At 52.9% G+C, this 25,189-nt stretch carries 25 protein-coding genes and 1 pseudogene; 13 read left to right on the top strand and 13 right to left on the bottom strand.

Going from position 1 to position 25,189, the window contains the following annotated elements:
* Positions 1-169: 169 nt before the first annotated feature.
* Both mobB and mobA read right to left on the bottom strand, forming a co-directional pair.
* A complete protein-coding gene (mobB, locus tag MXM41_RS21355) occupies positions 170-676 on the bottom strand; it encodes a molybdopterin-guanine dinucleotide biosynthesis protein MobB (RefSeq protein ID WP_325934252.1) in 507 nt (168 codons plus the stop codon).
* Positions 673-1,257, bottom strand: coding sequence for a molybdenum cofactor guanylyltransferase MobA (gene mobA, locus MXM41_RS21350; protein ID WP_325934251.1), 585 nt, complete (start codon positions 1,255-1,257; stop codon positions 673-675). Before mobA ends, mobB begins: the two co-directional genes overlap by 4 nt.
* Before the next feature lie 68 nt (positions 1,258-1,325).
* Between mobA and MXM41_RS21345 the strand changes: the two genes are divergently transcribed.
* The 3 genes from MXM41_RS21345 to dsbA all read left to right on the top strand — a co-directional run bounded on the left by MXM41_RS21345 (position 1,326) and on the right by dsbA (position 3,308).
* Entirely contained in the window at positions 1,326-1,595 is a 270-nt protein-coding gene (locus MXM41_RS21345; RefSeq protein ID WP_039032193.1) for a YihD family protein, read from the top strand.
* 75 nt (positions 1,596-1,670) lie between these two features.
* On the top strand, positions 1,671-2,657 hold the full coding sequence (locus MXM41_RS21340; RefSeq protein WP_325934249.1) for a serine/threonine protein kinase: 987 nt from the start codon (positions 1,671-1,673) through the stop codon (positions 2,655-2,657).
* A 27-nt stretch (positions 2,658-2,684) separates the two neighbouring features.
* On the top strand, positions 2,685-3,308 hold the full coding sequence (dsbA, locus tag MXM41_RS21335) for a thiol:disulfide interchange protein DsbA (protein WP_325934248.1): 624 nt from the start codon (positions 2,685-2,687) through the stop codon (positions 3,306-3,308).
* A gap of 15 nt (positions 3,309-3,323) precedes the next feature.
* On the opposite strand, the gene MXM41_RS21330 is transcribed toward dsbA, so the two are convergent.
* Positions 3,324-4,232 carry an acyltransferase gene (locus tag MXM41_RS21330; protein ID WP_325934247.1) on the bottom strand — a complete coding sequence of 303 codons (909 nt, stop codon included), beginning with the start codon at positions 4,230-4,232 and terminating at the stop codon, positions 3,324-3,326.
* Between the two features lie 436 nt (positions 4,233-4,668).
* Between MXM41_RS21330 and polA the strand changes: the two genes are divergently transcribed.
* Entirely contained in the window at positions 4,669-7,461 is a 2,793-nt protein-coding gene (gene polA, locus MXM41_RS21325; RefSeq protein WP_325934246.1) for a DNA polymerase I, read from the top strand.
* A gap of 310 nt (positions 7,462-7,771) precedes the next feature.
* Here polA and yihA read toward each other — a convergent pair whose 3' ends face one another.
* Positions 7,772-8,398: a ribosome biogenesis GTP-binding protein YihA/YsxC gene (yihA, locus tag MXM41_RS21320; RefSeq protein ID WP_325934245.1), complete on the bottom strand. Its 627-nt coding sequence runs from the start codon at positions 8,396-8,398 to the stop codon at positions 7,772-7,774.
* Between the two features lie 581 nt (positions 8,399-8,979).
* Here yihA and yihI point away from each other — a divergent pair.
* A complete protein-coding gene (gene yihI, locus MXM41_RS21315) occupies positions 8,980-9,492 on the top strand; it encodes a Der GTPase-activating protein YihI (RefSeq protein WP_325934244.1) in 513 nt (170 codons plus the stop codon).
* A gap of 188 nt (positions 9,493-9,680) precedes the next feature.
* A complete protein-coding gene (gene hemN / locus MXM41_RS21310) occupies positions 9,681-11,054 on the top strand; it encodes an oxygen-independent coproporphyrinogen III oxidase (RefSeq protein WP_325934243.1) in 1,374 nt (457 codons plus the stop codon).
* Positions 11,055-11,105: 51 nt separating this feature from the next.
* Here the strand turns inward: hemN and MXM41_RS21305 are convergent, their stop codons facing one another.
* The 4 genes from MXM41_RS21305 to glnA all read right to left on the bottom strand — a co-directional run bounded on the left by MXM41_RS21305 (position 11,106) and on the right by glnA (position 15,395).
* On the bottom strand, positions 11,106-11,216 hold the full coding sequence (locus tag MXM41_RS21305; RefSeq protein ID WP_325934242.1) for a YshB family small membrane protein: 111 nt from the start codon (positions 11,214-11,216) through the stop codon (positions 11,106-11,108).
* A 108-nt stretch (positions 11,217-11,324) separates the two neighbouring features.
* Positions 11,325-12,737, bottom strand: coding sequence for a nitrogen regulation protein NR(I) (gene glnG / locus MXM41_RS21300; protein ID WP_325934241.1), 1,413 nt, complete (start codon positions 12,735-12,737; stop codon positions 11,325-11,327).
* An 11-nt stretch (positions 12,738-12,748) separates the two neighbouring features.
* The gene (glnL, locus tag MXM41_RS21295; protein WP_325934240.1) at positions 12,749-13,798 is read right to left on the bottom strand and encodes a nitrogen regulation protein NR(II); all 1,050 of its coding nucleotides are present in this window, start codon (positions 13,796-13,798) and stop codon (positions 12,749-12,751) included.
* Between the two features lie 187 nt (positions 13,799-13,985).
* On the bottom strand, positions 13,986-15,395 hold the full coding sequence (gene glnA / locus MXM41_RS21290) for a glutamate--ammonia ligase (RefSeq protein WP_325934239.1): 1,410 nt from the start codon (positions 15,393-15,395) through the stop codon (positions 13,986-13,988).
* A gap of 388 nt (positions 15,396-15,783) precedes the next feature.
* On the opposite strand from glnA, the gene typA reads away from it, so the two are divergent.
* The 5 genes from typA (at position 15,784) to fabY (ending at position 20,633) form a co-directional block, all read left to right on the top strand.
* The gene (typA, locus tag MXM41_RS21285; RefSeq protein ID WP_325934238.1) at positions 15,784-17,607 is read left to right on the top strand and encodes a ribosome-dependent GTPase TypA; all 1,824 of its coding nucleotides are present in this window, start codon (positions 15,784-15,786) and stop codon (positions 17,605-17,607) included.
* Between the two features lie 131 nt (positions 17,608-17,738).
* Entirely contained in the window at positions 17,739-18,338 is a 600-nt protein-coding gene (yihX, locus tag MXM41_RS21280; RefSeq protein WP_325934237.1) for a glucose-1-phosphatase, read from the top strand.
* Positions 18,332-19,213: a virulence factor BrkB family protein gene (locus MXM41_RS21275; protein WP_325934236.1), complete on the top strand. Its 882-nt coding sequence runs from the start codon at positions 18,332-18,334 to the stop codon at positions 19,211-19,213. The genes yihX and MXM41_RS21275 overlap by 7 nt, the downstream gene beginning before the upstream one ends.
* Entirely contained in the window at positions 19,210-19,647 is a 438-nt protein-coding gene (gene dtd / locus MXM41_RS21270) for a D-aminoacyl-tRNA deacylase (protein WP_325934235.1), read from the top strand. Before MXM41_RS21275 ends, dtd begins: the two co-directional genes overlap by 4 nt.
* 44 nt (positions 19,648-19,691) lie before the next feature.
* Positions 19,692-20,633, top strand: coding sequence for a fatty acid biosynthesis protein FabY (gene fabY / locus MXM41_RS21265; protein WP_325934234.1), 942 nt, complete (start codon positions 19,692-19,694; stop codon positions 20,631-20,633).
* A gap of 68 nt (positions 20,634-20,701) precedes the next feature.
* Here the strand turns inward: fabY and MXM41_RS21260 are convergent, their stop codons facing one another.
* The gene (locus MXM41_RS21260; protein ID WP_325934233.1) at positions 20,702-21,262 is read right to left on the bottom strand and encodes an Ail/Lom family outer membrane beta-barrel protein; all 561 of its coding nucleotides are present in this window, start codon (positions 21,260-21,262) and stop codon (positions 20,702-20,704) included.
* Between the two features lie 167 nt (positions 21,263-21,429).
* A pseudogene (locus MXM41_RS21255) lies at positions 21,430-21,867 on the bottom strand (alpha/beta hydrolase fold domain-containing protein); the annotation flags it as partial.
* Positions 21,868-22,067: 200 nt separating this feature from the next.
* Here MXM41_RS21255 and MXM41_RS21250 point away from each other — a divergent pair.
* Both MXM41_RS21250 and MXM41_RS21245 read left to right on the top strand, forming a co-directional pair.
* Positions 22,068-22,310: a ribbon-helix-helix protein, CopG family gene (locus tag MXM41_RS21250; RefSeq protein WP_220435040.1), complete on the top strand. Its 243-nt coding sequence runs from the start codon at positions 22,068-22,070 to the stop codon at positions 22,308-22,310.
* A 2-nt stretch (positions 22,311-22,312) separates the two neighbouring features.
* The gene (locus MXM41_RS21245) at positions 22,313-22,684 is read left to right on the top strand and encodes a type II toxin-antitoxin system VapC family toxin (RefSeq protein ID WP_325934225.1); all 372 of its coding nucleotides are present in this window, start codon (positions 22,313-22,315) and stop codon (positions 22,682-22,684) included.
* A 39-nt stretch (positions 22,685-22,723) separates the two neighbouring features.
* Here MXM41_RS21245 and fdhE read toward each other — a convergent pair whose 3' ends face one another.
* The 3 genes from fdhE to fdxH are packed head-to-tail and all read right to left on the bottom strand — an operon-like array spanning position 22,724 to position 25,184.
* Positions 22,724-23,653, bottom strand: coding sequence for a formate dehydrogenase accessory protein FdhE (fdhE, locus tag MXM41_RS21240; protein ID WP_325934223.1), 930 nt, complete (start codon positions 23,651-23,653; stop codon positions 22,724-22,726).
* Positions 23,650-24,285 carry a formate dehydrogenase cytochrome b556 subunit gene (gene fdoI, locus MXM41_RS21235; RefSeq protein WP_103825280.1) on the bottom strand — a complete coding sequence of 212 codons (636 nt, stop codon included), beginning with the start codon at positions 24,283-24,285 and terminating at the stop codon, positions 23,650-23,652. The genes fdhE and fdoI overlap by 4 nt, the downstream gene beginning before the upstream one ends.
* The gene (gene fdxH, locus MXM41_RS21230) at positions 24,282-25,184 is read right to left on the bottom strand and encodes a formate dehydrogenase subunit beta (RefSeq protein ID WP_325934222.1); all 903 of its coding nucleotides are present in this window, start codon (positions 25,182-25,184) and stop codon (positions 24,282-24,284) included. The genes fdoI and fdxH overlap by 4 nt, the downstream gene beginning before the upstream one ends.
* Positions 25,185-25,189 lie beyond the last annotated feature (5 nt).

Below are 25,189 nucleotides of genomic sequence, written 5' to 3'. Positions count from 1 at the left end.
ATGCCGAACTCAGAAGTGAAACGCCGTAGCGCCGATGGTAGTGTGGGGTCTCCCCATGCGAGAGTAGGGAACTGCCAGGCATCAAACAAGCCGAAAGCCCGTCCGCAAGGACGGGCTTTTTGCGTTGCGGCGCCGGAAAGCGCGCCGGGCGACGCTGCGCTTGCCCGGTCTACGAAGTCTTCATCCAGTCCTGAATGAAATCCACGATCCCCTCCGCATCATTGATATCTAATACCGGTACCTGAAGCGACAGGGAAATGTCACTGGCCACCGCGATAACATGCTCATCAAGCGTTAATTCATTAATTTCATGCCCTGTCTCGCTGCGAAATAGCAGGATCTTTGCCACAGGCTCATGCTTAAACCCTTCTACCAGAACCAGATCCAGCGTCGAATGATCCATCCGGCTGATGAGGTAAGTCAGATCAACGTCTTTTTCTTCAGGTGTCTCGGTCATCAAGGCCCAACGTTGGCTGCTGGCGACAAGGGTTTGCGCCGCGCCGGCTTTACGCAGTTCATAACTGTCCTTACCGGGAATATCGACATCCATATTGTGGTGGGTATGCTTGATAAGACCGGGGCGCACACCTCTGTCACACAGTACCGGGATCATAGCTTTCAAAAGGGTGGTTTTCCCCGTACCGCTCCACGCGGCGATCGCTAAAACAGGTATCATTGCTGCCTCTGCATAGTGTTTATCTGTTCGAGGGTATTTATGTTAATAAACGACTGTTTCATATCGCTAAAATCAACAGAATGCCCGCCCGCCTGCCGCATAAAGACCATCACCCGGCGCTCGCCCGCAGCTAAATAGTTTTGTAACTCCGGTATAAGCTGGCGGTTCATTAACGCAATCGTTGGATGGTCGCGTTCGCCGTCATGCGCCCAGACAACGGCTGCCGCTTCCCTGTGCTTAACAAACCGCTCAGTCAGGCAATCAGGGATAAAGGGTGTATCGCAGGGGCAAAACAGAAACCACTCGGCATCGCACTGCTGCATAACGGAAAGCATGCCAGCCAGCGGCCCCGGGTATTCAGCCAGCAGATCAGAGTAAATGGGGTATCCGCTTTCCTGATAAACGCCCATATTCTTGTTGGCACTGACAACGAGAGAACTCACTTGTTTACTTAGCATTTGTGCAACGTGCTGCCACAGAGGTACGCCGTTCAGCATCTGCAGACCCTTATCGATTCCCCCCATACGGGATGCCTTGCCACCGGCTAATACCACACCCGTGATCGTGCTTATCTGGCTCAACAATATCGCCTCTTTTATTGTGGGATTGACCCTGCTAACGTGTCACTCTAAATGAAAGGAGTATTACCATGAAATGTAAACGTCTGAATGAAGTTATTGAACTTCTCCAGCCAGCCTGGCAAAAAGAGCCAGAACTTAATCTGGTGCAATTCTTACAGAAACTGGCGCAGGAGTCAGGTTATGAAGGCGAACTGGCCGACCTTTCTGATGACATCCTGATCTATCACCTGAAAATGCGCGACTCCGGCAAAGATGCCGTGATCCCTGGCATTCAGAAAGACTATGAAGAAGATTTCAAAACGGCACTACTGCGCGCACGCGGCGTAATTAAAGAGTAAAAGCTTGTAAGAGGCGCCACCGTCATTGCCGTTAAATGATATCCTCAATCATTCGTATAATTTCCGGATGATCGGATGAACGACCAGGCCTTTACTTTCCAGACCTTACACCCGGATACCATTATGGATGCTCTGTTTGAGCAGGGCATCCGGGTGGATTCAGGTCTGACTCCACTAAACAGCTATGAAAACCGTGTCTATCAGTTTCAGGATGAGGATCGTCAGCGCCTTGTTGTGAAATTTTATCGCCCGCAGCGTTGGTCAGCCGAGCAGATTCAGGAAGAGCATCAGTTCGCGCTCGATCTGGTAGCCGATGATGTTCCCGTTGCCGCACCGCTTAAATTCAATGGTCAGACACTCCTGTCGCACCAGGGATTTTATTTTGCTGTATTTCCCAGCCTCGGTGGTCGGCAATTTGAAGCTGATAATATTGATCAGATGGAATGGGTTGCCCGTTATTTAGGACGCATTCATCAGACAGGTAAGAAACACGCCTTTACTTCGCGTCCCACCATCGGCATACAGGAATATCTCCTCGAACCGCGTCAGGTGTTTGAAGCATCCACGCTTATTCCTTCAGGTCTGAAAGCCGACTTTCTTGCCGCAACGGATTGTTTAATTAGCGCCGTCATCGCGCGCTGGGATAACAACGTAAAAACGCTGCGCCTGCACGGTGATTGCCATGCCGGGAATATCCTCTGGCGTGACGGGCCATTATTTGTTGATCTCGATGATGCGAGAATGGGACCTGCGATTCAGGATCTCTGGATGCTGCTGAATGGCGATAAAGCCGAGCAGCGAATGCAACTTGAGACGATTATCGAAGCTTATGAAGAGTTCAGTCCCTTTAATTCAGACGAAATTGCATTGATCGAACCTTTACGCGCCATGCGTTTTGTTTATTATCTTGCATGGTTAATCAGGCGTTGGGACGACCCCGCGTTTCCCAAAAATTTCCCGTGGCTTATCGGGGAAGATTACTGGCGTAACCAGATATCCACATTTATTGAGCAGGTAAAGGTTCTGCAGGAACCACCTATGCAATTAACGCCAATGTATTAATCGAACACACCCAGGAGAGAGTTGATCATGAAAAAAATATGGCTGGCGCTGGCAGGTATGATTCTGGCATTTAGCGCTTCGGCTGCACAGTTCACCGACGGTAAACAGTATATTACCCTCGACAAACCTGTCGCCGGAGAACCTCAGGTTCTGGAGTTCTTCTCATTCTATTGCCCGCACTGCTATGAGTTCGAGCAGGTTCTGCATGTTTCCGATAACGTGAAGAAAAAGCTGCCGGAAGGCACCAAAATGACCAAGTATCACGTTGAGTTCCTTGGCCCGCTGGGCAAAGACTTAACGCAGGCGTGGGCTGTCGCTATGGCCCTGGGCGTGGAAGACAAAATTACTGCGCCGATGTTTGAAGCCGTTCAGAAAACCCAGACCGTACAAACAACTGCCGATATCCGTAAGGTATTTGTTGATGCAGGCATTAAAGGTGAAGAATACGATGCAGCCTGGAATAGCTTTGTCGTGAAATCCCTGGTGGCGCAGCAGGAAAAAGCGGCTGCTGACCTGCAACTGCGTGGCGTTCCTGCCATGTACGTTAATGGCAAATACCAGCTGAATATGCAGGGTATGGATACCAGCAGCATGGATATCTTCGTGCAGCAGTATGCCGATACCGTGAAATATCTGGTTGAGAAGAAGTAATAAAGAAAACGCCGGTCAGTGACCGGCGTTGTTGTATTGGGCTTTAATGCAGTCGATTAAAGTGTCTTTCTCTGTCCACAACGAATTCAGCCAGAGCTGGAAACGTCGCTTAAAGTTCTTATCGTTAACATAATCCCCATGTAACTCTTCAGCCACAGGCACCAGATTAATACGCACCACAATCCGGGTTAACTTGCCACTGAGCATATCGTAAAACGGTGTCTTATCGTTCTGTGGATAACACAGCGTCACATCCAGTAATTTATCGAACTGTTGGCCCAGTACGTTAAGTGCCATGGCGATCCCAGCCGCTTTTGGCGGCAGCAGGTTGTTGTACAATGAGCGGGTTTGCTGCTTTTTCTCTTCGGTAAAACGAGAACCTTCAACAAAATTGACGATGGTGGTGGGGTGCGCGCGAAACTTCTCGCAGGAGCGGCGTGTGGTTTCAACGTCTTTGCCGCGACGTTCAGGATGGCGTATCAGATAGCTGCGCGAATAGCGCTTCATGAAAGGCATATCCAGAGCCCAACAGGCCAGCCCAATAAAGGGTACCCAGGCAAGCTGCTGCTTAAGGAAGTACTTATTCATCGGAATGTGTTTGCGGAACAGCACGCATAACACCACGATATCGGCCCAGCTATGGTGGTTACAGATGAGCAAATACCAGTTTTTCTTGTTGAATCCTTCGAGTCCCTGAACATCCCACTTCAGATGGGGATTAAGACGCAGAAGTATCGCCAGGCCTTCACACCAGCAATACATCATAACGTTACAGAATGCAGATACGGCGCGCCAGACGAAGGGGATCGGTAACAGCAGTTTAATTATTCCGGCAATGATGATTGGCACAGAACAGGCGATAGTGACCAGAATAGTTAATGCGATACTTAGCAGTAGGGTGGTCGCAGCCAGCAGTCTAGACATGATGAGTGTTTTCAGGTGATTAGCTATGATTAGCGCCTGATAAACAGGCACCGGGCGCTGATTTTACCAGAAAATGGCCAAAGGATGGCGCTTTAACTTGGCGGAAAGGGTGATTTGCCTGCGCAGTGGAGAAAAATTCTGTGTCGCCGATCCTGCCTGGCTTATATCCACATGGAGTAAATTGTCATCAATCGAAAATATGAGATCGCAATCAAACTACAAGTGTTTGATTGTTAAGTGAAATAATTATCAGTGCGATCGTCGTAAAGCACATTTAGTCCAGGCGGCAGAAACTACTCACAAACTTATCCACAGATTTAATTTGCGAGCGATCCAGAGGATCGCAAAATCTTTGGCTGTATTGGCCGTGAAAAACTGATGTTTTCATCCTTATGTGGCATCCTTTATCCATAAATTACTTAAAGGCACGGACATTATGGTTCAGATCCCCGAAAATCCGCTTATTCTCGTCGACGGTTCGTCTTATCTCTATCGGGCGTACCACGCATTTCCTCCGCTGACCAACAGCGCGGGAGAACCTACTGGCGCTATGTATGGCGTGCTGAACATGCTGCGTAGTTTGATCATGCAGTATCAGCCAAGCCATGCCGCAGTGGTCTTCGATGCGAAAGGCAAAACTTTCCGGGATGAACTGTTCGAGCATTACAAATCTCATCGACCGCCGATGCCGGACGATCTGCGTGCGCAGATTGAACCTCTGCATAAGATGGTAAAAGCGATGGGACTACCTTTAATGGCCGTCTCGGGCGTAGAAGCTGACGACGTTATCGGTACGCTGGCGCGGGAAGCCGAGAAGATGGGCCGTCCGGTACTGATTAGCACCGGTGATAAAGACATGGCTCAGTTGGTCACGCCGGGGATCACCCTGATTAACACCATGACCAATACCATTCTCGGGCCGGAAGAGGTGGTGGCTAAATATGGCGTGCCGCCGGAACTGATCATCGACTTCCTTGCGTTGATGGGCGACTCCTCCGATAACATTCCCGGTGTGCCGGGCGTTGGTGAGAAGACAGCCCAGGCACTGCTGCAAGGTCTGGGCGGGCTGGATACGCTATATAGCGAGCAGGATAAAATCGCCGGGTTGACCTTCCGCGGTGCAAAAACGATGGCCGCTAAGCTTGAGCAAAACAAAGAGGTGGCATACCTCTCTTATCAGCTGGCGACCATCAAAACAGACGTTGAACTGGACCTGACCTGCGAACAGCTGGCAGTGCAGCAGCCCGCCGCCGAAGAGCTGTTGAGCCTGTTTAAGCAATATGAGTTCAAACGCTGGACAACCGATGTCGAAGCGGGGAAATGGCTGCAGGCGAAAGGGGTTAAACCAGCGGCTAAGCCAAAAGAAACCCTGGTAATTGAAGCAGAAGAACCACTGGAAGAAGCAGCCAGCGCACTCTCTTCTGAGCATTACGAAACCATCCTTGATGAAGCGCAGCTGCAACGGTGGATTGAAAAGCTACAGCAGGCGCCGGTATTTGCTTTTGATACCGAAACCGACAGCCTCGATAATATCTCCGCCAATATGGTGGGGCTCTCATTCGCCACAGAACCGGGCTTAGCCGCCTATGTGCCGGTTGCCCACGACTATCTGGATGCGCCTGAGCAGCTAACGCGTGAACGCGTGCTCGAACTGCTGAAGCCGATCCTGGAAGACGAAAAAGCGCTTAAGGTCGGGCAAAATCTCAAGTTCGATCGCGGTATCCTGCAAAACTACGGCATTGAGCTGCGTGGCATTGCGTTTGATACCATGCTGGAGTCTTATATCCTCGACAGCGTAGCTGGTCGTCACGATATGGATTCGCTCTCCGATCGCTGGCTGAAGCATAAAACTATCACCTTTGAAGAGATCGCAGGGAAGGGCAAGAATCAGCTGACCTTTAACCAGATTGCGCTGGAAGAAGCCGGCCGCTATGCGGCAGAAGATGCTGACGTCACCCTGCAACTGCATTTAAAGATGTGGCCTAAGCTCGAAAAACACGCCGGGCCGCTGAACGTGTTCCAGAATATTGAGATGCCGCTGGTGCCGGTGCTGTCCCGTATTGAGCGCAATGGCGTTAAGATCGATCCTGCCGTGTTGCACAAGCACTCAGAAGAGATCGCCTTGCGCCTGCATGAGCTGGAACAAAAAGCGCATGAGATCGCCGGAGAGCCGTTTAACCTCTCGTCTACCAAACAGCTGCAGACTATCCTGTTTGAAAAACAGGGTATTAAGCCGTTGAAGAAAACGCCTGGCGGCGCGCCGTCCACCTCTGAAGAGGTGCTTGAGGAGCTGGCGCTGGACTACCCTCTGCCAAAAGTGATCCTTCAGTACCGTGGGCTGGCAAAGCTGAAATCAACCTACACCGATAAGCTGCCGCTGATGATCAACCCGAAGACTGGCCGCGTTCATACCTCCTATCATCAGGCTGTGGCGGCCACCGGGCGCCTGTCTTCAACTGACCCTAACCTGCAAAACATACCGGTGCGTAATGAAGAAGGGCGCCGTATTCGTCAGGCATTTATTGCGCCAGAGGATTACGTCATTGTTTCTGCTGACTATTCCCAGATCGAACTACGAATTATGGCGCACCTGTCCCGGGATAAAGGGCTGTTGACCGCCTTTGCTGAAGGACAGGATATTCACCGGGCAACGGCGGCTGAAGTGTTTGGGATGCCGCTGGAGAGCGTCACCGGCGAGCAGCGCCGCAGCGCTAAAGCGATCAACTTTGGTCTGATCTACGGCATGAGCGCCTTTGGCCTCTCCCGTCAGCTCAACATCCCGCGTAAAGAGTCGCAGAAGTATATGGACCTCTATTTCGAGCGCTATCCGGGCGTTCTGCAATATATGGAAAATACGCGCGCTCAGGCGAAAGAAAAAGGCTATGTCGAGACCCTGGACGGACGCCGCCTCTATCTGCCGGACATCAAATCCAGCAACGCAGCCCGCCGAGCCGGTGCCGAGCGCGCCGCGATCAACGCCCCAATGCAGGGAACGGCTGCGGACATCATTAAACGTGCAATGATCGCCGTTGACGCCTGGCTGGAGAAAGAGCAGCCGCGGGTGAGGATGATCATGCAGGTACACGATGAACTAGTGTTTGAAGTGCATAAAGACGATCTGGAGGCTGTCTCGAAAAAGATCCACGAACTGATGGAGAACAGCATGGAGCTGGATGTGCCGTTGCTGGTGGAAGTCGGACACGGAGAAAACTGGGATCAAGCTCACTAAGTGTTTATGGCATATCTACTGTTTTTGTAAGTAAGCAACATAACCATGAACGTTTTGTGATGATCATTAGAATTCCCTATGTAAAGAATGAAAAAAAACTACAAAAAGTGCTTTGTCTGTAGACTAAAAAAGGGTAGAGTTATCCACGTAGGGTACAGAGGTAAGATGTTCTATCTTTCAGACCTTTTACTTCACGTAATCGGATTTGGCTGAATATTTTAGCCGCCCCAGTCAGTAATGACTGGGGCGTTTTTTATTGCGGCAAAGAAAAAACTGCGCAAAAAAAGCGCGGACATCGCCGCGCTCATCTTTACTCATCCGCTTCTGAGGCGGGTTCCAGCTCGCTGTACCAGATATCCAGCTTCTCACGCAGCTTATCCACACCTTGCTTCTTCAGTGAAGAAAACGCCTCTACCTGGATGTCGCCATTAAATGCCAGCACCGCTTCACGCACCATATTCACCTGCGCTTTACGCGCGCCGCTGGCCAGCTTGTCGGCTTTCGTGAGCAGAACCAGCACCTGGATCCCGCTTTCTACGGCCCAGTGGATCATCTGCTGATCGAGATCTTTAAGCGGATGGCGGATATCCATCAGGACGACCAGACCCTTCAGGCACAGACGTTTTTCCAGATATTCACCCAGGGCACGCTGCCACTTAAGCTTCATCTCTTCCGGAACTTCTGCATAGCCGTAACCTGGCAGGTCAACCAGGCGTTTACCTGGAGCGACTTCGAACAGGTTAATCAGCTGCGTACGGCCAGGCGTTTTAGAGGTACGTGCCAGGCTTTTCTGATTGGTCAGGGTATTCAGAGCGCTGGATTTCCCCGCGTTAGACCGGCCAGCAAATGCCACTTCAAGACCCGTATCGGCGGGTAAATGGCGAATATCAGGCGCACTGAGGATAAAATGCGTCTGGTGATAATTCAGGTTGGTCACGTGGTTGTCTCCAGAAATTCGTAACGTTGGAGGGATTATACCTGAACAAAGAGAAAAGGCTTTTCTCATCGGCAATCCGGCTGTAAGTAAAAACCCTTGGGTTTGTGAGAGATCTGCCATTCGTGCTATGGGAGATTTAAGAAAAATCGCAGGGCATTAAAAATTCAAAACCAGTAAAATCAAAACATTAACCTTTAGTCTTAGTCTGAAAGTCACAGATGAAGGGCTTTTGTGGCTTGTTCGTTCAGCCGGACACGGTAAAGTAGCTTTCAACGGCGAGGATGCCGAGAGGAATCGGACTTAAGGACAAGGGTCAGGAGCGCCAGGAGGCGAAGACACAGGAAAGTCAGGAAGACGTACGCCAGGAGGCGTTTAAAAGGGAAAAGGAACCTATCACGGACGGTACCGGCTAAAGGAAAGACAGGGTTAGTTGTCAGCAAACAGGGATTGTCAGACCCGTAACGGGTTTTGAGTCAGGAAAAAAGGCGACAGATTGCTCTGTCGCCTTTTTTCTTTGCTTGCTTTCTGCTAGATTTCGCCGCAATTCTATACTCAAGAAAACGGCTTAAAGACAAAATATCATGAAAAAACCGACCTCCGCTGCCGGCGCTAAACGTCCAGCAAAAGCACGCCGCAAAACGCGCGAAGAACTGAATCAGGAAGCGCGCGATCGCAAACGCGATAAAAAGCATCGTGGTCATGCTGCGGGTAGCCGCGCGAGTGGCGGTGCTTCGGGCGCGTCTGCGAATAATAAGCAGCAGAAAGACCCGCGTATCGGCAGTAAAAAACCTGTTCCATTAGGCGTGACTGATACCCCGGTCACCAGGCAGCACAAACCGAAGAGCGAGAAACCTATGCTTTCACCGCAGGCTGAGCTGGATTTACTGGAAAATGATGAGCGCCTGGATGCGCTGCTGGAACGTCTTGAAGAGGGTGAAGCCCTGAACGCTGAAGAGCAATCCTGGGTTGACGCCAAACTGGATCGTATCGATGAGCTGATGCAGCAGCTTGGTCTCTCCTATGATGATGAAGACGAAGAGGAAGAAGAAGAGAAACAGGAAGATATGATGCGCCTGTTGAAAGGTGGAAACTAACATTTGCACCCGGCAGGTACTATCGTCCTGCTTATAACCCTTCCGGTTATATGTTATCTGGTGTGGTTATTCGTTAAACTACGGCGGTTGTCGCGGCGACAGAAGTGGCTGCGCACCCGATTCATGACCCGCACAGGGGTCAGAACGGGCCGCCGTATACGAACGCGACACCAACGGAAGGAGTGAGCATGTCTGTACCAACCATCGACTGGGATCTGGCCCTGATCCAGAAATATAACTATTCCGGGCCGCGTTATACCTCTTATCCCACTGCGCTGGAATTTTCCGACGCATTCGGTCAAACCCAGTTTCAGCAGGCGGTAGCGCGTTATCCTGACCGCCCGCTCTCTCTGTATGTTCATATCCCGTTCTGTCATAAGCTCTGCTATTTCTGTGGCTGCAACAAAATTGTGACCCGTCAGCAGCATAAGGCAGATCAATATCTGGATGCGCTTGAGCAGGAAATCCTGCATCGTGCCCCGCAGTTTGCCGGTCGTCACGTCAGCCAGCTCCACTGGGGCGGCGGTACGCCAACGTATCTGAATAAAGCGCAAATCAGCCGCCTGATGACTCTGCTGCGGGGTAACTTCCATTTCAATGCGAATGCAGAAATCTCTATCGAAGTGGACCCACGCGAAATCGAGCTGGATGTGCTGGATCATTTGCGTGCCGAAGGTTTTAACCGCCTGAGTATGGGTGTGCAGGACTTCAACAAAGAGGTCCAGCGCCTGGTCAACCGCGAACAGAATGAAGCCTTCATCTTCGCTCTGTTAAATCATGCCCGGGAGATCGGCTTCACCTCCACGAATATCGATCTGATTTATGGCCTGCCAAAGCAAACGCCGGAGAGCTTTGCCTTCACGCTGAAGCGCGTGGCGGAGCTGAACCCGGATCGCCTGAGCGTCTTTAACTACGCGCATCTGCCGACGCTGTTTGCTGCTCAACGCAAAATCAAGGATGCCGACCTGCCTTCCGCGCAACAAAAGCTGGATATCCTGCAGGAAACCATCTCCTCGTTAACCGAGACCGGCTACCAGTTTATCGGCATGGATCACTTTGCCCGCCCGGATGACGAGCTGGCTATTGCCCAGCGCGAAGGTGTGCTGCACCGTAACTTCCAGGGTTATACCACCCAGGGCGATACGGATCTGCTGGGGATGGGGGTATCGGCCATCAGCATGATTGGCGATTGCTACGCGCAGAACCAGAAAGAGCTGAAGCTCTATTATCAGCAGGTGGATGAGAGCGGCAACGCCCTGTGGCGCGGCATCGCGTTAACCCGCGACGACTGTATTCGTCGGGACGTGATAAAAGCGCTGATCTGTAACTTCCGTCTCGATTTTAACGCGGTAGAAGCGCAGTGGGATCTCGTGTTCAGCGATTACTTTGTTGAGGACATGAAGCTGCTGGCGCCGCTGGCGAAAGACGGGCTGGTGGATGTGACGGAGAGTGCGATTGAGGTTACGCCGAAGGGGCGCCTGTTGATTCGTAATATCTGTATGTGCTTTGACGCGTATCTGCGCCAGAAAGCGCGGATGCAGCAGTTCTCGCGCGTGATTTAAGGCGTTCGAGAGTAGGCCGGGTAAGGCGAAACCGCCACCCGGCGAACCCCTCTAGCTAAACAACCCAACCAGTGCCGCACACAACACTGCTGCAACTGCCGTTTGCGGCGTATGGCTTTCGACTGCTCCGCCAGACAACATATTCACGATTGATTCCAGCATAATGCCCCCCATTTTCCGGGCGAGATCATACTCAACTCACTGGAACAGTAAAGCGCAAAATAGCAGCAATTTGCGTTTGATTAATGCGCTTTACACTATGGGAAAATATCACTCCATCCCGAGCTCTTTTAACTTACGTGTCAGAGTATTGCGACCCCAGCCCAGCAAGCGTGCCGCCTCCTGCTTATGGCCCTGGGTATGGCGCAGCGCGGTGGTGAGCAGCGTGCGTTCCATTTCGGGCTGTGCCTCGGAGAGCAGGTTTTGATGACCGGAACGCAGCGCGCGATCGGCCCATTGCGCCAGCAGCGTCGCCCAGCTGTCGGGCAGACTCTGACCGGTGCTGCTTTCCGGCACATGGGTTTCGAAAAGCTCTGGCGGCAGATCCTGAATCAAAACTTCCTGGCCAGCGGCCATCACCGTCAGCCAGCGGCAGGTATTTTCCAGCTGCCGCACGTTACCCGGCCAGGCCAGACGCGTCAGCGCTGCTTCGGTTTCCGGGTGCAGCAGTTTGGCTTCCACCCCCAGTTCGCGGGCGGCATCCTGCAGGAAATGACGCGCCAGACGCGGAATATCTTCGCGACGCTCGCGCAGCGGCGGCAGATGTACGCGAATAACATTCAGACGGTGGAAAAGATCCTCACGGAATTTGCCCTCCTGAACGCGCTGCTCCAGGTTCTGGTGGGTGGCGGCGATAATACGCACATCCACTTTAACCGGCGCATAGCCGCCCACGCGGTAAAACTGACCGTCCGCCAGCACGCGCAGCAGACGAGTCTGAACGTCGAGAGGCATATCGCCGATCTCATCCAGAAACAGCGTCCCGCCGTCGGCCTGCTCAAAGCGACCCTGACGGATGGTGTTGGCGCCGGTAAAGGCCCCTTTTTCATGACCGAACAGCTCGGATTCAATCAAATCCTTAGGGATGGCCGCCATATTCAGGGCGATAAAGGGGGCTTTGACGCGCGGGCTGTGGCGATGCAGGGCGTGCGCGACCAGCTCTTTCCCGGTGCCTGACTCGCCGTTAATCAGGACGCTGATGGAGGAGCGCGACAGACGGCCAATGATGCGAAATACATCCTGCATCGCCGGCGCTTCGCCAATGATATCTGTCGTGGGGCCGAAAACCGGGGCGTTACGCGGCTGCTGCTGTTCCTGATAATGGCTAATGGCGCGTTCAACCAGCGCCACCGCTTCGTCAATATCAAACGGCTTTGGCAGATAATCGAACGCACCCTGCTGGTAGGCGCTGACGGCCGCATCCAGATCGGAGTGGGCGGTCATTATGATGACCGGTAGCATCGGGTGGCGCTGTTTGATCTGTTTTAACAGCGCCAGGCCGTCCATCCCCGGCATACGGATATCGGAAAGCAGCACATCCGGGGTTTTGGTGGTGAGGGCGTCAAGCACCTCAGCGCCACTTTCAAAAGCGGTGCAGCTTAAACCTGCTCCGGTAAGCGCCCGTTCAAGCACCCAGCGGATGGAGCTATCGTCATCAACTACCCAGACTATCCCTCGTTGCATAACCTAACCCTCTATTTCCTGATTGGCAGGTAAACCGAAAACTCGGTATGACCCGGCCAACTGGTAAATTCAATTTTGCCGGAATGCTGATCTATCAAATTACGGGCAATCGATAAGCCAAGCCCGGTCCCGCCTTCACGGCCGCTGACCATCGGGTAAAACAGCGTGTCCTGTAAATGGGAAGGGATGCCCGGGCCGTTATCTTCCACGTCGATGCGTGCCGCCAGACGGTAGCGCGTGCCGTGCAGCGTCAACTGAAACGCGGTGCGGGTGCGCAGAATAATTTCGCCACCTTCCGCACCCAGTGCCTGCAGAGCATTACGCACGATATTCAGTAAAACCTGTTCAACCTGGTCAGGATCGTGCGGCAGTTCCGGCAGGCTGGGATCGTAATCCCGAATCAGCCTAACGTTATCCGGCAGCTCCATCGACACCAGTTTGACGACGCGCTCGGCCACTTTGTGAATGCTCTCGGTGACGTGCATCCCGGGTTGCTGCGGCCCCAGCAGGCGATCCACCAGGTTACGCAGGCGATCGGCCTGTTCAATAATAACGTTGGTATATTCCGCCAGCGCCGGGTCGGGCAGGGCTTTGGTGAGCAGCTGCGCCGCACCGCGCAGGCCGCCGAGTGGGTTTTTAATCTCATGGGCGAGGCCACGCACCAGATCGCGGGCGGCAATCTGCTGGGCGTGCTGAAGCTGCTCCTGGCTCAGGCGGCGCTGGTTATCCATTGGCGCCATCTCCAGCAAAATGAGTCCTTCCGGCAGCCGCTGGGCGGTCAGCGACAGGATATGCGAGCGTCCGTCGATCACCAGCGTGACTTCGTTATCGGTAAAACCTTGCCCCGCCTGGAGGCTCTCCTGCATCAGGCCGATGTTCAGGGAAAAATAACTCAACAGCTCGGGCAGCGGCGCGCCAAACAGTTTGCGAGAACTTTGCGCCAGTAACTGCTGGGCCGCGGGATTGGCGTAATGTACCGCCAGATCGTCATCGACCAGTAAAATGCTGTTGATAAGAGAATTGAGGATCTGCCCAGCATCGGGCAGCGTGCCAGTTGCCATTCAGCAGTCTCCTGGAGTTGTTTGCACTGTTTTAGTGCAGTATAGCGTTTTCGCGGTAAAAAACGCGTGAGATCAGCTTGTTGACGGTGAAAAAAGCCCATCCGAAGATGGGCTGAAAAGTTTCCACGGCAACAAAAAAACGGCTATCAATCTCGCGCGGAAAAGGCCGCGCGACAGGGATTGAAGATTAGACGCTGTAGTACAGTTCGAACTCAACCGGGTGCGGAGTCATGCGAACGCGGTCGTTCTCTTCCATACGCAGCGCGATGTAAGCATCGATCGCTTCGTCGGTGAATACGCCGCCAGCGGTCAGGAACTCACGGTCAGCATCCAGTGCGTTCAGTGCTTCTTCCAGAGAACCTGCAACCTGTGGGATCTCTTTCGCTTCTTCTGGCGGCAGGTCGTACAGGTTTTTGTCCATCGCTTCGCCCGGGTGGATCTTGTTCTTGATACCGTCCAGGCCTGCCATCAGCAGTGCTGCGAAGCACAGGTATGGGTTAGCCGCTGGATCCGGGAAGCGTACTTCGATACGACGTGCTTTCGGAGATGAAACCACCGGGATACGGATAGAAGCAGAACGGTTACGGGCAGAGTAGGCCAGCATAACTGGCGCTTCGTAGCCTGGGACCAGACGCTTGTAGGAGTTAGTGGTTGGGTTCGCCAGGGCGTTGATCGCTTTAGCGTGTTTAATAACACCACCGATGTAGTGCAGTGCCTGCTCGGACAGACCCGCATATTTGTCGCCAGCGAACAGGTTAGTACCGTTCTTGGACAGGGACATGTGGCAGTGCATACCGGAACCGTTGTCACCAAACATTGGTTTTGGCATGAAGGTCGCGGTTTTACCGAAGCGGTGCGCAACGTTGTGAACAACGTATTTGTAGATCTGAATTTCGTCCGCTTTTTTGGTCATGGTGTTGAAACGGGTGGCGATTTCGTTCTGGCCAGCAGTTGCAACTTCATGGTGATGTGCTTCAACAACCAGGCCCATCTCTTCCATGATCAGACACATGGTAGAACGGATGTCCTGTGAAGAGTCAACCGGTGGGACCGGGAAGTAACCGCCTTTAACGGCTGGACGGTGACCTTTGTTACCGCCTTCGTATTTGGTGGAGGAGTTCCATGCGCCTTCGATATCATCGATAGCAACGTGAGAACCTGAAGTGGTCGCACCAAAACGGATGTCGTCGAACAGGAAGAACTCTGGCTCTGGCCCGAACAGAACGGTGTCTGCGATGCCGGTGGAGCGCAGGTACTCTTCAGCGCGTTTAGCGATAGAGCGTGGGTCGCGGTCGTAGCCCTGCAGGGTGCCTGGCTCGAGGATGTCGCAACGGATGATCAGGGTAGATTCTTCGAAGAACGGGTCAATGAGCGCGGTAGATGCGTCAGGCATCAGTACCATGTCGGATTCGTTGATACCTTTCCAGCCACCAATCGAGGAGCCGTCAAACATTTTGCCTTCTTCAAAGAATTCGGCATTTACCTGATGAGCAGGAATAGTGACGTGCTGTTCTTTACCTTTGGTGTCGGTGAAGCGCAGATCGATAAACTTCACTTCATGTTCGTTCAGCATCGTCAAAACGTGTTCAGCGGACATACTTAACTCTCCAGATTGGTCATTGTCGTCGTGGTAACGAGGTCTTCAAATTCTGTGTAAGGCTGGCTTGAGTGCCTTTTGCTGCCGTATTTTTTATAAAGCGAAATCTGTGCCAACTTTTAAAACACCCCAAAAAGGCGTTATCATGCGCACCATAGTGCAAAAGGGCTGCACCACGGTGGTTTTGTTGCACCAGTATAGTGCTTCAATGTGAACATTAAGCACCATATTGGTGCAATTTACGTTAAAGCGCCCTTTTACCGCTCCGTGAAAGCGATCACAAAGCATCTCTGCAATACTTGTTTGCGGGGGATGTTTGTGATCCTGTTTTGTAGTGCGATTAATCCGTGTACAATAACGCGCTATTTCTAATGCCTGAGGCAAAGTTGTGATCGAAAATCTGCGTAATATCGCCATCATCGCGCACGTTGACCATGGTAAAACTACCCTGGTTGATAAGCTGCTGCAGCAATCCGGTACGTTCGATGCGCGTGCCGAAACTCAAGAACGCGTGATGGACTCCAACGATTTGGAGAAAGAGCGTGGGATTACCATCCTCGCTAAAAACACCGCGATCAAATGGAATGACTACCGTATCAATATCGTTGATACCCCAGGGCACGCCGACTTCGGTGGTGAAGTTGAGCGCGTGATGTCCATGGTGGATTCCGTGCTGCTGGTGGTTGACGCATTTGACGGCCCAATGCCGCAGACGCGCTTCGTAACCAAAAAAGCATTCGCCCATGGCCTGAAGCCAATCGTGGTAATTAACAAAGTTGACCGCCCTGGCGCGCGTCCTGACTGGGTTGTTGATCAGGTCTTCGACCTGTTCGTTAACCTGGATGCGACCGACGAACAGCTGGACTTCCCGATCGTTTATGCGTCTGCGCTGAACGGTATCGCCGGTCTGGACCACGAAGACATGGCTGAAGACATGACCCCGCTGTACCAGGCGATTGTTGATCATGTTCCGGCGCCAAACGTTGATCTCGACGGTACCCTGCAGATGCAGATCTCTCAGCTGGACTACAACAACTATGTTGGTGTAATCGGCATTGGTCGTATCAAGCGCGGTAAAGTGAAGCCAAACCAGCAGGTCACTATCATTGATAGCGAAGGCAAAACCCGTAACGGTAAAGTCGGTAAAGTGCTGACTCACCTGGGCCTTGAGCGTATCGAGAGCGACATTGCGGAAGCTGGCGACATCATCGCTATCACCGGTCTGGGCGAGCTGAACATCTCTGACACAATCTGCGACCCGCAGAATGTAGAAGCGCTGCCAGCGCTGTCCGTTGATGAGCCGACTGTAACCATGTTCTTCAACGTCAACACCTCTCCGTTCTGTGGTAAAGAAGGTAAGTTCGTTACCTCCCGTCAGATCCTTGACCGCCTGAACAAAGAGCTGGTGCATAACGTTGCGCTGCGCGTTGAAGAGACCGAAGACGCTGATGCATTCCGCGTTTCTGGTCGTGGTGAGCTGCACCTGTCTGTTCTGATCGAAAACATGCGTCGTGAAGGTTTCGAGATGGCGGTTTCCCGTCCGAAAGTTATCTTCCGTGAAATCGATGGCCGTAAACAAGAGCCATTCGAGAACGTGACGCTGGACGTTGAAGAGCAGCACCAGGGTTCTGTGATGCAGGCTCTGGGTGAGCGTAAAGGCGACCTGAAAAACATGAATCCAGATGGCAAAGGCCGCGTACGTCTCGACTACGTGATCCCAAGCCGTGGTCTGATCGGCTTCCGTTCTGAGTTCATGACCATGACCTCTGGTACCGGTCTGCTGTACTCCACCTTCAGCCACTACGACGACGTTCGTCCGGGTGAAGTAGGTCAGCGTAACAACGGCGTTCTGATCTCCAACGGTCAGGGTAAAGCGGTTGCGTTCGCCCTGTTCAGCCTGCAGGATCGCGGTAAGCTGTTCCTGGGTCACGGTGCAGAAGTCTATGAAGGCCAGATCATTGGTATTCACAGCCGTTCTAACGACCTGACTGTAAACTGCCTGACCGGTAAGAAACTGACCAACATGCGTGCGTCCGGTACTGACGAAGCAACGGTTCTGGTTCCACCGGTTAAGATGACCCTGGAGCAGGCTCTGGAATTCATCGATGACGACGAACTGGTAGAAGTGACTCCACAGTCTGTTCGTATCCGTAAACGTCACCTGACCGAAAACGACCGTAAACGCGCAATGCGCGGTTCAAAAGAAGATTAATTTTCTTCTCTGCGTTTTCTAAAACCCCGCCTTCTGGCGGGGTTTTTCTTTTTCTGCCATGCCGTGCGCTTCATAGCCAAACATCTCCTTTCCCGCTACAGTTACTTTTCACGACGAATAAGGAGAAACACATGCTCTATATCTTTGATTTAGGAAATGTAATTGTCGATATCGACTTCAATCGCGTGCTGGGCGCATGGAGTGATTTCAGCCGCGTACCGCTGGCGACGCTTAAGCAAAGTTTTACGATGGGCGAGGCTTTCCATCAGCATGAGCGCGGTGAAATATCCGATGAGGTTTTTGCCGAAAAGCTTTGCCAGGAGATGGATCTTCCGCTCAGTTACGAACAATTTTCCCACGGCTGGCAGGCTGTCTTTGTCGGCATCCGCTCTGAGGTGATTGCCATCATGCACAAACTGCGCGAGCAGGGGCATCGGGTGGTGGTGCTCTCTAACACCAACCGTCTGCACACCACCTTCTGGCCGGAAGAGTATCCCGAAGTGAAGGCGGCAGCGGATAAAATCTATCTCTCCCAGGAGATGGGAATGCGTAAGCCGGAAGCGCGCATCTACCAGGCCGTTCTGCAGGCCGAAGGATTCTCTGCCGCCGATGCCGTCTTTTTTGACGATAACGGCGATAATATAGAGGGAGCTAACCAGTTGGGTATCACCTCAATCCTGATCACCGGAAAACAGACGATACCCGATTATTTTGCGAAGCAGTTATGCTAAAAACCGTTCATCAAAAAGCCAGCCACCACACCAGGCCGCTGCGTGCGTGGCTAAAACTTCTCTGGCACCGTATCGATGAGGACAACATGACGACGCTGGCAGGTAACCTTGCCTACGTGTCGTTGCTCTCTCTGGTGCCGCTGGTGGCGGTCATTTTTGCGCTTTTTGCCGCCTTTCCGATGTTTTCGGATGTCAGCCTGCAGCTGCGGCATTTTGTGTTTGCCAACTTCATGCCTGCCACCGGGGATGTCATTCAGAACTACATTGAGCAGTTTGTCGCCAACTCCAGCAAAATGACCGCGGTTGGGGCTGTGGGACTTATTGTCACCGCGCTGTTGCTGATGTATGCCATTGATAGTGCGTTGAACTCTATCTGGCGCAGTACCCGCGCGCGTCCCAAAGTTTACTCTTTCGCGGTCTACTGGATGATCCTGACCCTGGGGCCATTGCTGGCCGGGGCCAGCCTGGCGATCAGCTCTTATCTGCTCTCGTTACGCTGGGCCAGCGAACTTAACAGCGTGATTGATGATGTGCTGCGTATCTTTCCGCTGCTCCTCTCCTGGCTCGCTTTCTGGTTGCTTTACAGCATTGTTCCTACCACGCGTGTCCCTAACCGGGATGCGATGGTGGGGGCGCTGGTGGCCGCTCTGTTGTTCGAACTGGGCAAGAAAGGCTTCGCGCTTTACATCACCATGTTCCCCTCCTACCAGCTGATTTATGGCGTGCTGGCGGTGATCCCCATTTTATTCCTCTGGGTTTACTGGACGTGGTGTATCGTCTTGCTTGGCGCGGAAATTACTGTCACTCTCGGGGTATACCGCGAGCTAAAAAAAGCAGCAGAAGCCGAAAAACAACGAGAAGCAGACCAACCATGATTGCATTAATTCAACGCGTAACCCGTGCCAGCGTCACCGTGGAGGGTGAAGTGACGGGTGAAATTGGTTCGGGACTTTTAGTCCTGTTAGGTGTCGAAAGGGATGACGACGAGCAAAAAGCCAACCGCTTATGCGAGCGGGTATTAGGTTACCGTATCTTCAGCGATGCGGATGGCAAAATGAACCTTAACGTCCAGCAGGCGGGTGGCAGCGTGCTGGTGGTGTCCCAGTTTACGCTGGCAGCAGATACCGAGCGCGGCATGCGTCCTGGCTTCTCTAAAGGGGCTGCGCCGGATCGGGCAGAAGCGCTTTATGAGTACTTTGTGGAGCGTTGCCGCCAGCAAGAGATGCACACACAGACCGGACGATTCGCTGCGGATATGCAGGTGTCGCTGGTCAATGATGGCCCTGTCACTTTCTGGCTCCAGATATGAGTGAGCTGACGGTAAGGCCGCGGGTAACCAGAGAGAGTACAGCTATGTATCACCTTCGAGTACCGCAGACGGAAGAAGAGTTAGCGCTTTATTACCAGTTCCGCTGGGAGATGTTGCGTAAGCCATTACATCAACCGAAAGGGTCGGAACGCGATGCCTGGGACGCGATGGCGCATCACCAGATGGTGATGGATGAAGAGGGTAACCTTGTTGCCGTAGGAAGGCTGTATATCAATGCCGATAATGAAGCCTCAATCCGCTTTATGGCGGTGCACCCTTCCGTGCAGGATAAAGGCCTTGGCACGCTGATGGCGATGACGCTCGAGTCCGTGGCCCGCCAGGAGGGCGTGAAGCGCGTCACCTGTAGCGCGCGCGAAGACGCGGTGGAGTTTTTTGCCAAGCTGGGTTTCATTAACCAGGGCGAGATCACCACGCCGCAAACCACCCCGATTCGTCATTTTTTGATGATCAAACCCATCGCCTCGCTGGATGATATTCTGCATCGCGCCGACTGGTGCGGTCAGCTGCAGCAGGCCTGGTATCAGCACATCCCCCTGAGCGAAAAGATGGGGGTGCGCATTCAGCAGTACACCGGACAAAAATTTATCACCACCATGCCGGAGATCGGCAACCAGAACCCGCACCACACCCTGTTTGCCGGCAGCCTGTTTTCGCTGGCGACGCTGACCGGCTGGGGGCTTATCTGGCTGATGCTGCGCGAGCGCCATCTGGGCGGCACCATTATTCTGGCCGATGCCCATATCCGCTACAGCCGTCCTATCTCTGGAAAACCGAGCGCCGTGGCCGATCTGGGCTCACTAAGCGGCGATCTCGACCGCCTGGCCCGCGGTCGCAAAGCGCGCGTGCAGATGCTGGTGGAGTTGTTTGGTGACGACACCGCTGGCGCGCTGTTTGAAGGAACCTATATCGTGTTGCCCGCGAAGCCGTTTGGCGCGTATGAAGAAGGCGGGAACGAAGAAGAGTAACGTTCGGGGTTGAGAGTTACCCGCCGTGAAAGGGGTAACTCTCAGGTTCAGAGCTTCAGCCTGCTGGCTTAAAAACGATAGCCCATGCCCACGTTAAAACCATTAATGGAATAGTCGCGCTCCATACTGGCCTTTGTGCCTTCATAGCCAATATTAACCGAGAGGCTGTCGAACGGGTTCATTACCATTCCCACTCCCCAGGCGAATGAGGCCGATTTCTCGGAAATACCGCCGTGATGTACCTCATTATTACCGTAATTGACCCAGCGGGTATTCCCGGACGCTTTCACCCATGCCACGCCGCCGATGGCATAAAAAGAAATATAGTCATTGATACGGTACGCCGGTCCTGCCAGTAAAGAATAGTAATCGACGTCTATATCATTATGAACAACATCGCTGGCCGCTAAATAATCCTGCTTAGAGTTCGCCTTCATCCAGGAAAACGATCCCAGAAGGCTGACAGGTGAATTGAATTCATAGCGATACTGGACGTTTACGCCGTTCAGACTGTCAAAATCCGTTGCCTCGCTGTGCGCAAAGCCAACAGAAAAGGTGTGATGATTTGCAAATGCCAGGCTACTGGTCAGAGAGGCGGCCAGTAAAATTACCAGAGAGCTTTTATTCATTGATGTAATCCATTAATCAAAGAAACTAAATATTTAATAATGATGGTAAGAGGGGAGTGTGATGATTATTTTTCCTTTATCACACTGCCTTGGGCGATTTATTTTGCTTTGCTAAATTTGCGGGAGCAAATCTTAATTGCTTTATCATCAATATGGGATTTCTTAATTTATTCTCTTTTCGCTGCCACAGCACCCACTCGCCATGCGATATCCTGAATAACATCCCGGGCAGCCTGGCTAACCCCACCCAGCTGAAAGAAGCCGTGAATCACGCCAGACCAGCGTTGACAGGTAGAGTTCACGCCTTGATCGTTCAGGTTATGATGCAAGGCTTCGCCTTCGTCGCGTAACGGATCATATTCGGCGGTAATGATATGAGTTTTCGGCAGGCCATAAAAATCGTCCCGCCACAGTGGGCTGGCTTCAGGGTGCTGCCGCTCGTCGTAACCGCTGAGTAGCGTGTCGCGGGTAATCACGTAGTCCGAACCATTGCGGGTGCAGCTTTCAAAACAGGCCGTTGCGTCGAGCATAGGATAGATAAGAATCAGCTGTGCAGGCTGCCACAAACCCGTGGTTTTGAGCCGTAGCGCCGTAACCAGTGCCATAGATGCGTCCCTTTTCCTGTATGAATACACAGCCTTATAGCCTGGTTTTATACAGATGAAAACAGAGGATTGTGGTGAGGATAAGAATCTGGAAAGCGGCTCGCAAAAGCGTTCTCTGTCATCGTATTTTGCTTTAACCACAAATTAATAAGGTGTATTTTGCCTGAAAATTAACCATAGATGATATACTGGAGTGATATATGAGTTTATCGGTGAATATTGATATGGGCAGAATACTGATCGATTTGTCGGATGACGTTATTCAGCGGCTCGATAATCTTAAGCAGCTGCGGAACCAGCCGCGCGCTGAATTATTACGGGAAGCAATAGAGCAGTATCTCGATCAACAAAGTGTCTCGGTCATTCGTGATGCGCTGGGTCTATGGGGTAACCAGCAAGAAGACGGGCTGGAGTACGAACGTAAGCTACGTGAGGAGTGGTAAAAGTGGAACACATGGCGGTGTTTGATACCAATATTCTCATCGATCTCTTTAATAACCGGGTTGAGGCTGCAAATGCAATTGAAAGTGCTGCGTCGCACCGGACAATAAGCCTCATCACCTGGATGGAAGTCATGGTTGGGGCGCGCAGGCACGGTCATGAGGCGAAAACGGCTGCAGTTATGGGCGCTTTCGAAATTATCGATATTACGCGTGAGATTGCTGAAAGAAGTGTATTGCTCCGCGAGAAGCATGGGATGAAACTTCCAGATGCCATTATTCTGGCCACAGCTCAGAGCAGAAACTGTCCGTTAATTTCACGCAATACCAAAGACTTTGCAGGTATAGCAGGGGTAGTTTCACCCTATCAACTGTAGGCCGGGCAAGCCTACGCTGCCCGGCTTAATTACAGGGAATTACTCCCCTTCACCCGGGAACAGGAACGGATTGATAGAGCTGCGGGCAAAGCCCTCCTGCTCCATTTTGGCGTCCAGTACCAGCGTGGCGAGATCGTCGGCCACCGCTTCCACTTTCGGGTCTTTTTCCTGATACAAAATCTTCAGGTAGGTGCCGCAGTCGCCGCAGCTTTCGGCTTTCACCGCCGACTGTTCGTTTTCCAGCGACCAGTAGTGCAGATCGCGGGTCTGTTCGCAGTTGCTACATTTCACGCGCACCACGTGCCACTCGGTTTCACACAGGTTGCAGTGCAGATAGCGCAGCCCCTGAGTGGTACCGATTTGCACCATACTGGAAACCGGCATCGAACCGCATACCGGGCAGAACTGGCGTGCTTCACCGTATTCAGCGCGGGCCTTGCCGGGGATCAGGCTGGCCATTTGCGCCCAGTAGAGCGACAGGGCGGCCCAGATAAACGGCGCTTTATCGCTGCTGACCGAAGCAAAATCTGAGGCAAACAGCGCGCTCGCCATCAGCTCCAGCTCCTGCTCAGAGGCTTTTTCGAGATTCTCGATCACCGCCAGCGCCGGGCCGCTCATCTCCGGCTTCAGCTCGGCAATCAGCGAGTGCAGCAGTTTATGCCAGTGCTTATCGCGTGGCAGAACGTGGATATCCAGCGGCGGTTTACCCTGCACGTTCGCCTCTTTGATGCGTGCGGTCAGGTCCATCTGCAGTGGATGGTCGTACAGCACCACTTCTTGGGCGTGGGCGATCAGCGCCGCAAAGCGCAGATAGTCGCCCAGTGGATTGCTCTCAGCCAGTTCACGCAGGCGTTCCGCGCGGCGGTTGTAGAGGTTTTTCAGTCTGGGGAACAGTAACGGCGGAATCACTTCCGCCGTGCGTTTCTCGCTCGAACCCAGCTCATCTTGCGGGATTATGCGAATACTCATTCAGTTTTGTTTTCCGTTGTCTTGCGGACTTCTCGGTACCAGCGCGGGTGATGTTTCTTCGCCCACGTTTTGGTTACCCAGCCTTCCACCATCGCGGTAATGGTGCCTTTCACCCAGAGGGCGGCGTAAATATGCACCATGATAACCACAATTAACGCCACTGCGGCAAATGAATGCAGCATTAACGCAAATCGGATCACCGGGATTGAGAAAGCAGGCGCGAAATACGGACGCCAGATGATCACGCCACTTACCAGCAGCAGCACCAGGAAGATAATCGCCGCCCAGAATACGCATTTCTGGCCGAAGTTATAGCGTCCGGTATCACCCACTTCCTCGTTGACGACGATCTTACGAATATTCTTCGCCCAAAAGATATCATCCCGATTGATTAGGTTGTGGTGCCAGTAACGGAAAAACATGATGATGAACGAGGCAAACATCACTACCCCGACGAACGGGTGCAGGATGCGCGCCAGCTGCGGCGTACCCAGGATCTGCATCAGCCAGTTGAAGGAGGGGAAGAAGAACCCCAGCCCGCTTATCGCCGCCAGCATGAAGCAGAAGGCGGTGACCCAGTGGTTGATACGTTCCGGCGCCGTGTAGCGCACGATGGTGTCACGTCTTTTCATTTGCGCACCTCGTCTTTCTCTTCATGCAGGTTGTCGTCTTCCTCTTCCGCGCGGTTCGGACCGACACCGACGTAGTGGAAGATGCTCGCGGCGAAGGTCGCAGCAAAACCGACGGCGGCCAGCGGTTTCCAGATACCTTTCCAGAACTTCACGGTGGCGCTGATCTCCGGGTTCTCCGGCAGGCCGTGATACAGATTCGGCTTGTCGGCATGGTGCAGCACGTACATCACGTGCGTACCGCCAACACCAGCCGGATCGTACAGGCCTGCGTTGTCGTAACCGCGGGTTTTCAGCTCGGCGACGCGCTCGCCCGCCAGCGTTTTCATATCCTCTTTGGAGCCAAAGTGGATAGCGCCGGTTGGGCAGGTCTTCACGCACGCAGGTTCCTGGCCGACGTTCACGCGGTCGACGCACAGCGTACATTTGTAGACGCGGTTGTCTTCCGGGTTCAGTCGCGGCACGTCGAACGGGCAGCCGGCGATGCAGTAGCCGCAGCCGATGCATTGCTCAGACTGGAAATCGACGATGCCGTTGGCGTACTGAATGATTGCCCCTTCCGCCGGGCAGGCCTTCAGGCAGCCCGGATCGGCGCAGTGCATACAGCCGTCTTTACGGATCAGCCATTCCAGTTTGTCGTTCTGCTCCACTTCCGAGAAGCGCATCACCGTCCAGGATTTGGCGGTCAGATCGGCGGGGTTGTCGTACACCCCGACGTTGTGACCCACCTCATCACGGATGTCGTTCCACTCTGAACAGGCCACCTGACAGGCTTTACAGCCGATACAGGTGGTGACGTCGATAAGCTTCGCCACTTCCTGCTGGTGATCCCGCGCCTGAGGCGCGGGCGTGAAACTGTTTGTCGCGGAACGACGAATGATATCTTGCGATTGATAAGCCATAAGTC

The organism is Leclercia adecarboxylata, from assembly GCF_035787115.1.
Taxonomy (GTDB): Bacteria; Pseudomonadota; Gammaproteobacteria; order Enterobacterales; family Enterobacteriaceae; genus Enterobacter; species Enterobacter adecarboxylatus_E.
Note: the sequence above shows the minus strand (reverse complement) of the source record. Positions and strands in the feature narration are given on the sequence as shown.

Coding starts and splice junctions, on each gene's coding strand:
- hemN (WP_325934243.1), top strand. CDS start 9,681: ATGTCTGTACCAACCATCGACTGGGATCTGGCCCTGATCCAGAAATAT.
- polA (WP_325934246.1), top strand. CDS start 4,669: ATGGTTCAGATCCCCGAAAATCCGCTTATTCTCGTCGACGGTTCGTCT.
- MXM41_RS21330 (WP_325934247.1), bottom strand. CDS start 4,232: ATGTCTAGACTGCTGGCTGCGACCACCCTACTGCTAAGTATCGCATTA.
- fdhE (WP_325934223.1), bottom strand. CDS start 23,653: ATGAGTATTCGCATAATCCCGCAAGATGAGCTGGGTTCGAGCGAGAAA.
- dsbA (WP_325934248.1), top strand. CDS start 2,685: ATGAAAAAAATATGGCTGGCGCTGGCAGGTATGATTCTGGCATTTAGC.
- glnG (WP_325934241.1), bottom strand. CDS start 12,737: ATGCAACGAGGGATAGTCTGGGTAGTTGATGACGATAGCTCCATCCGC.
- MXM41_RS21260 (WP_325934233.1), bottom strand. CDS start 21,262: ATGAATAAAAGCTCTCTGGTAATTTTACTGGCCGCCTCTCTGACCAGT.
- fdoI (WP_103825280.1), bottom strand. CDS start 24,285: ATGAAAAGACGTGACACCATCGTGCGCTACACGGCGCCGGAACGTATC.
- glnA (WP_325934239.1), bottom strand. CDS start 15,395: ATGTCCGCTGAACACGTTTTGACGATGCTGAACGAACATGAAGTGAAG.
- MXM41_RS21250 (WP_220435040.1), top strand. CDS start 22,068: ATGAGTTTATCGGTGAATATTGATATGGGCAGAATACTGATCGATTTG.
- fabY (WP_325934234.1), top strand. CDS start 19,692: ATGTATCACCTTCGAGTACCGCAGACGGAAGAAGAGTTAGCGCTTTAT.
- mobB (WP_325934252.1), bottom strand. CDS start 676: ATGATACCTGTTTTAGCGATCGCCGCGTGGAGCGGTACGGGGAAAACC.
- yihI (WP_325934244.1), top strand. CDS start 8,980: ATGAAAAAACCGACCTCCGCTGCCGGCGCTAAACGTCCAGCAAAAGCA.
- MXM41_RS21340 (WP_325934249.1), top strand. CDS start 1,671: ATGAACGACCAGGCCTTTACTTTCCAGACCTTACACCCGGATACCATT.
- MXM41_RS21275 (WP_325934236.1), top strand. CDS start 18,332: ATGCTAAAAACCGTTCATCAAAAAGCCAGCCACCACACCAGGCCGCTG.
- dtd (WP_325934235.1), top strand. CDS start 19,210: ATGATTGCATTAATTCAACGCGTAACCCGTGCCAGCGTCACCGTGGAG.
- glnL (WP_325934240.1), bottom strand. CDS start 13,798: ATGGCAACTGGCACGCTGCCCGATGCTGGGCAGATCCTCAATTCTCTT.
- MXM41_RS21305 (WP_325934242.1), bottom strand. CDS start 11,216: ATGCTGGAATCAATCGTGAATATGTTGTCTGGCGGAGCAGTCGAAAGC.
- MXM41_RS21345 (WP_039032193.1), top strand. CDS start 1,326: ATGAAATGTAAACGTCTGAATGAAGTTATTGAACTTCTCCAGCCAGCC.
- yihX (WP_325934237.1), top strand. CDS start 17,739: ATGCTCTATATCTTTGATTTAGGAAATGTAATTGTCGATATCGACTTC.
- fdxH (WP_325934222.1), bottom strand. CDS start 25,184: ATGGCTTATCAATCGCAAGATATCATTCGTCGTTCCGCGACAAACAGT.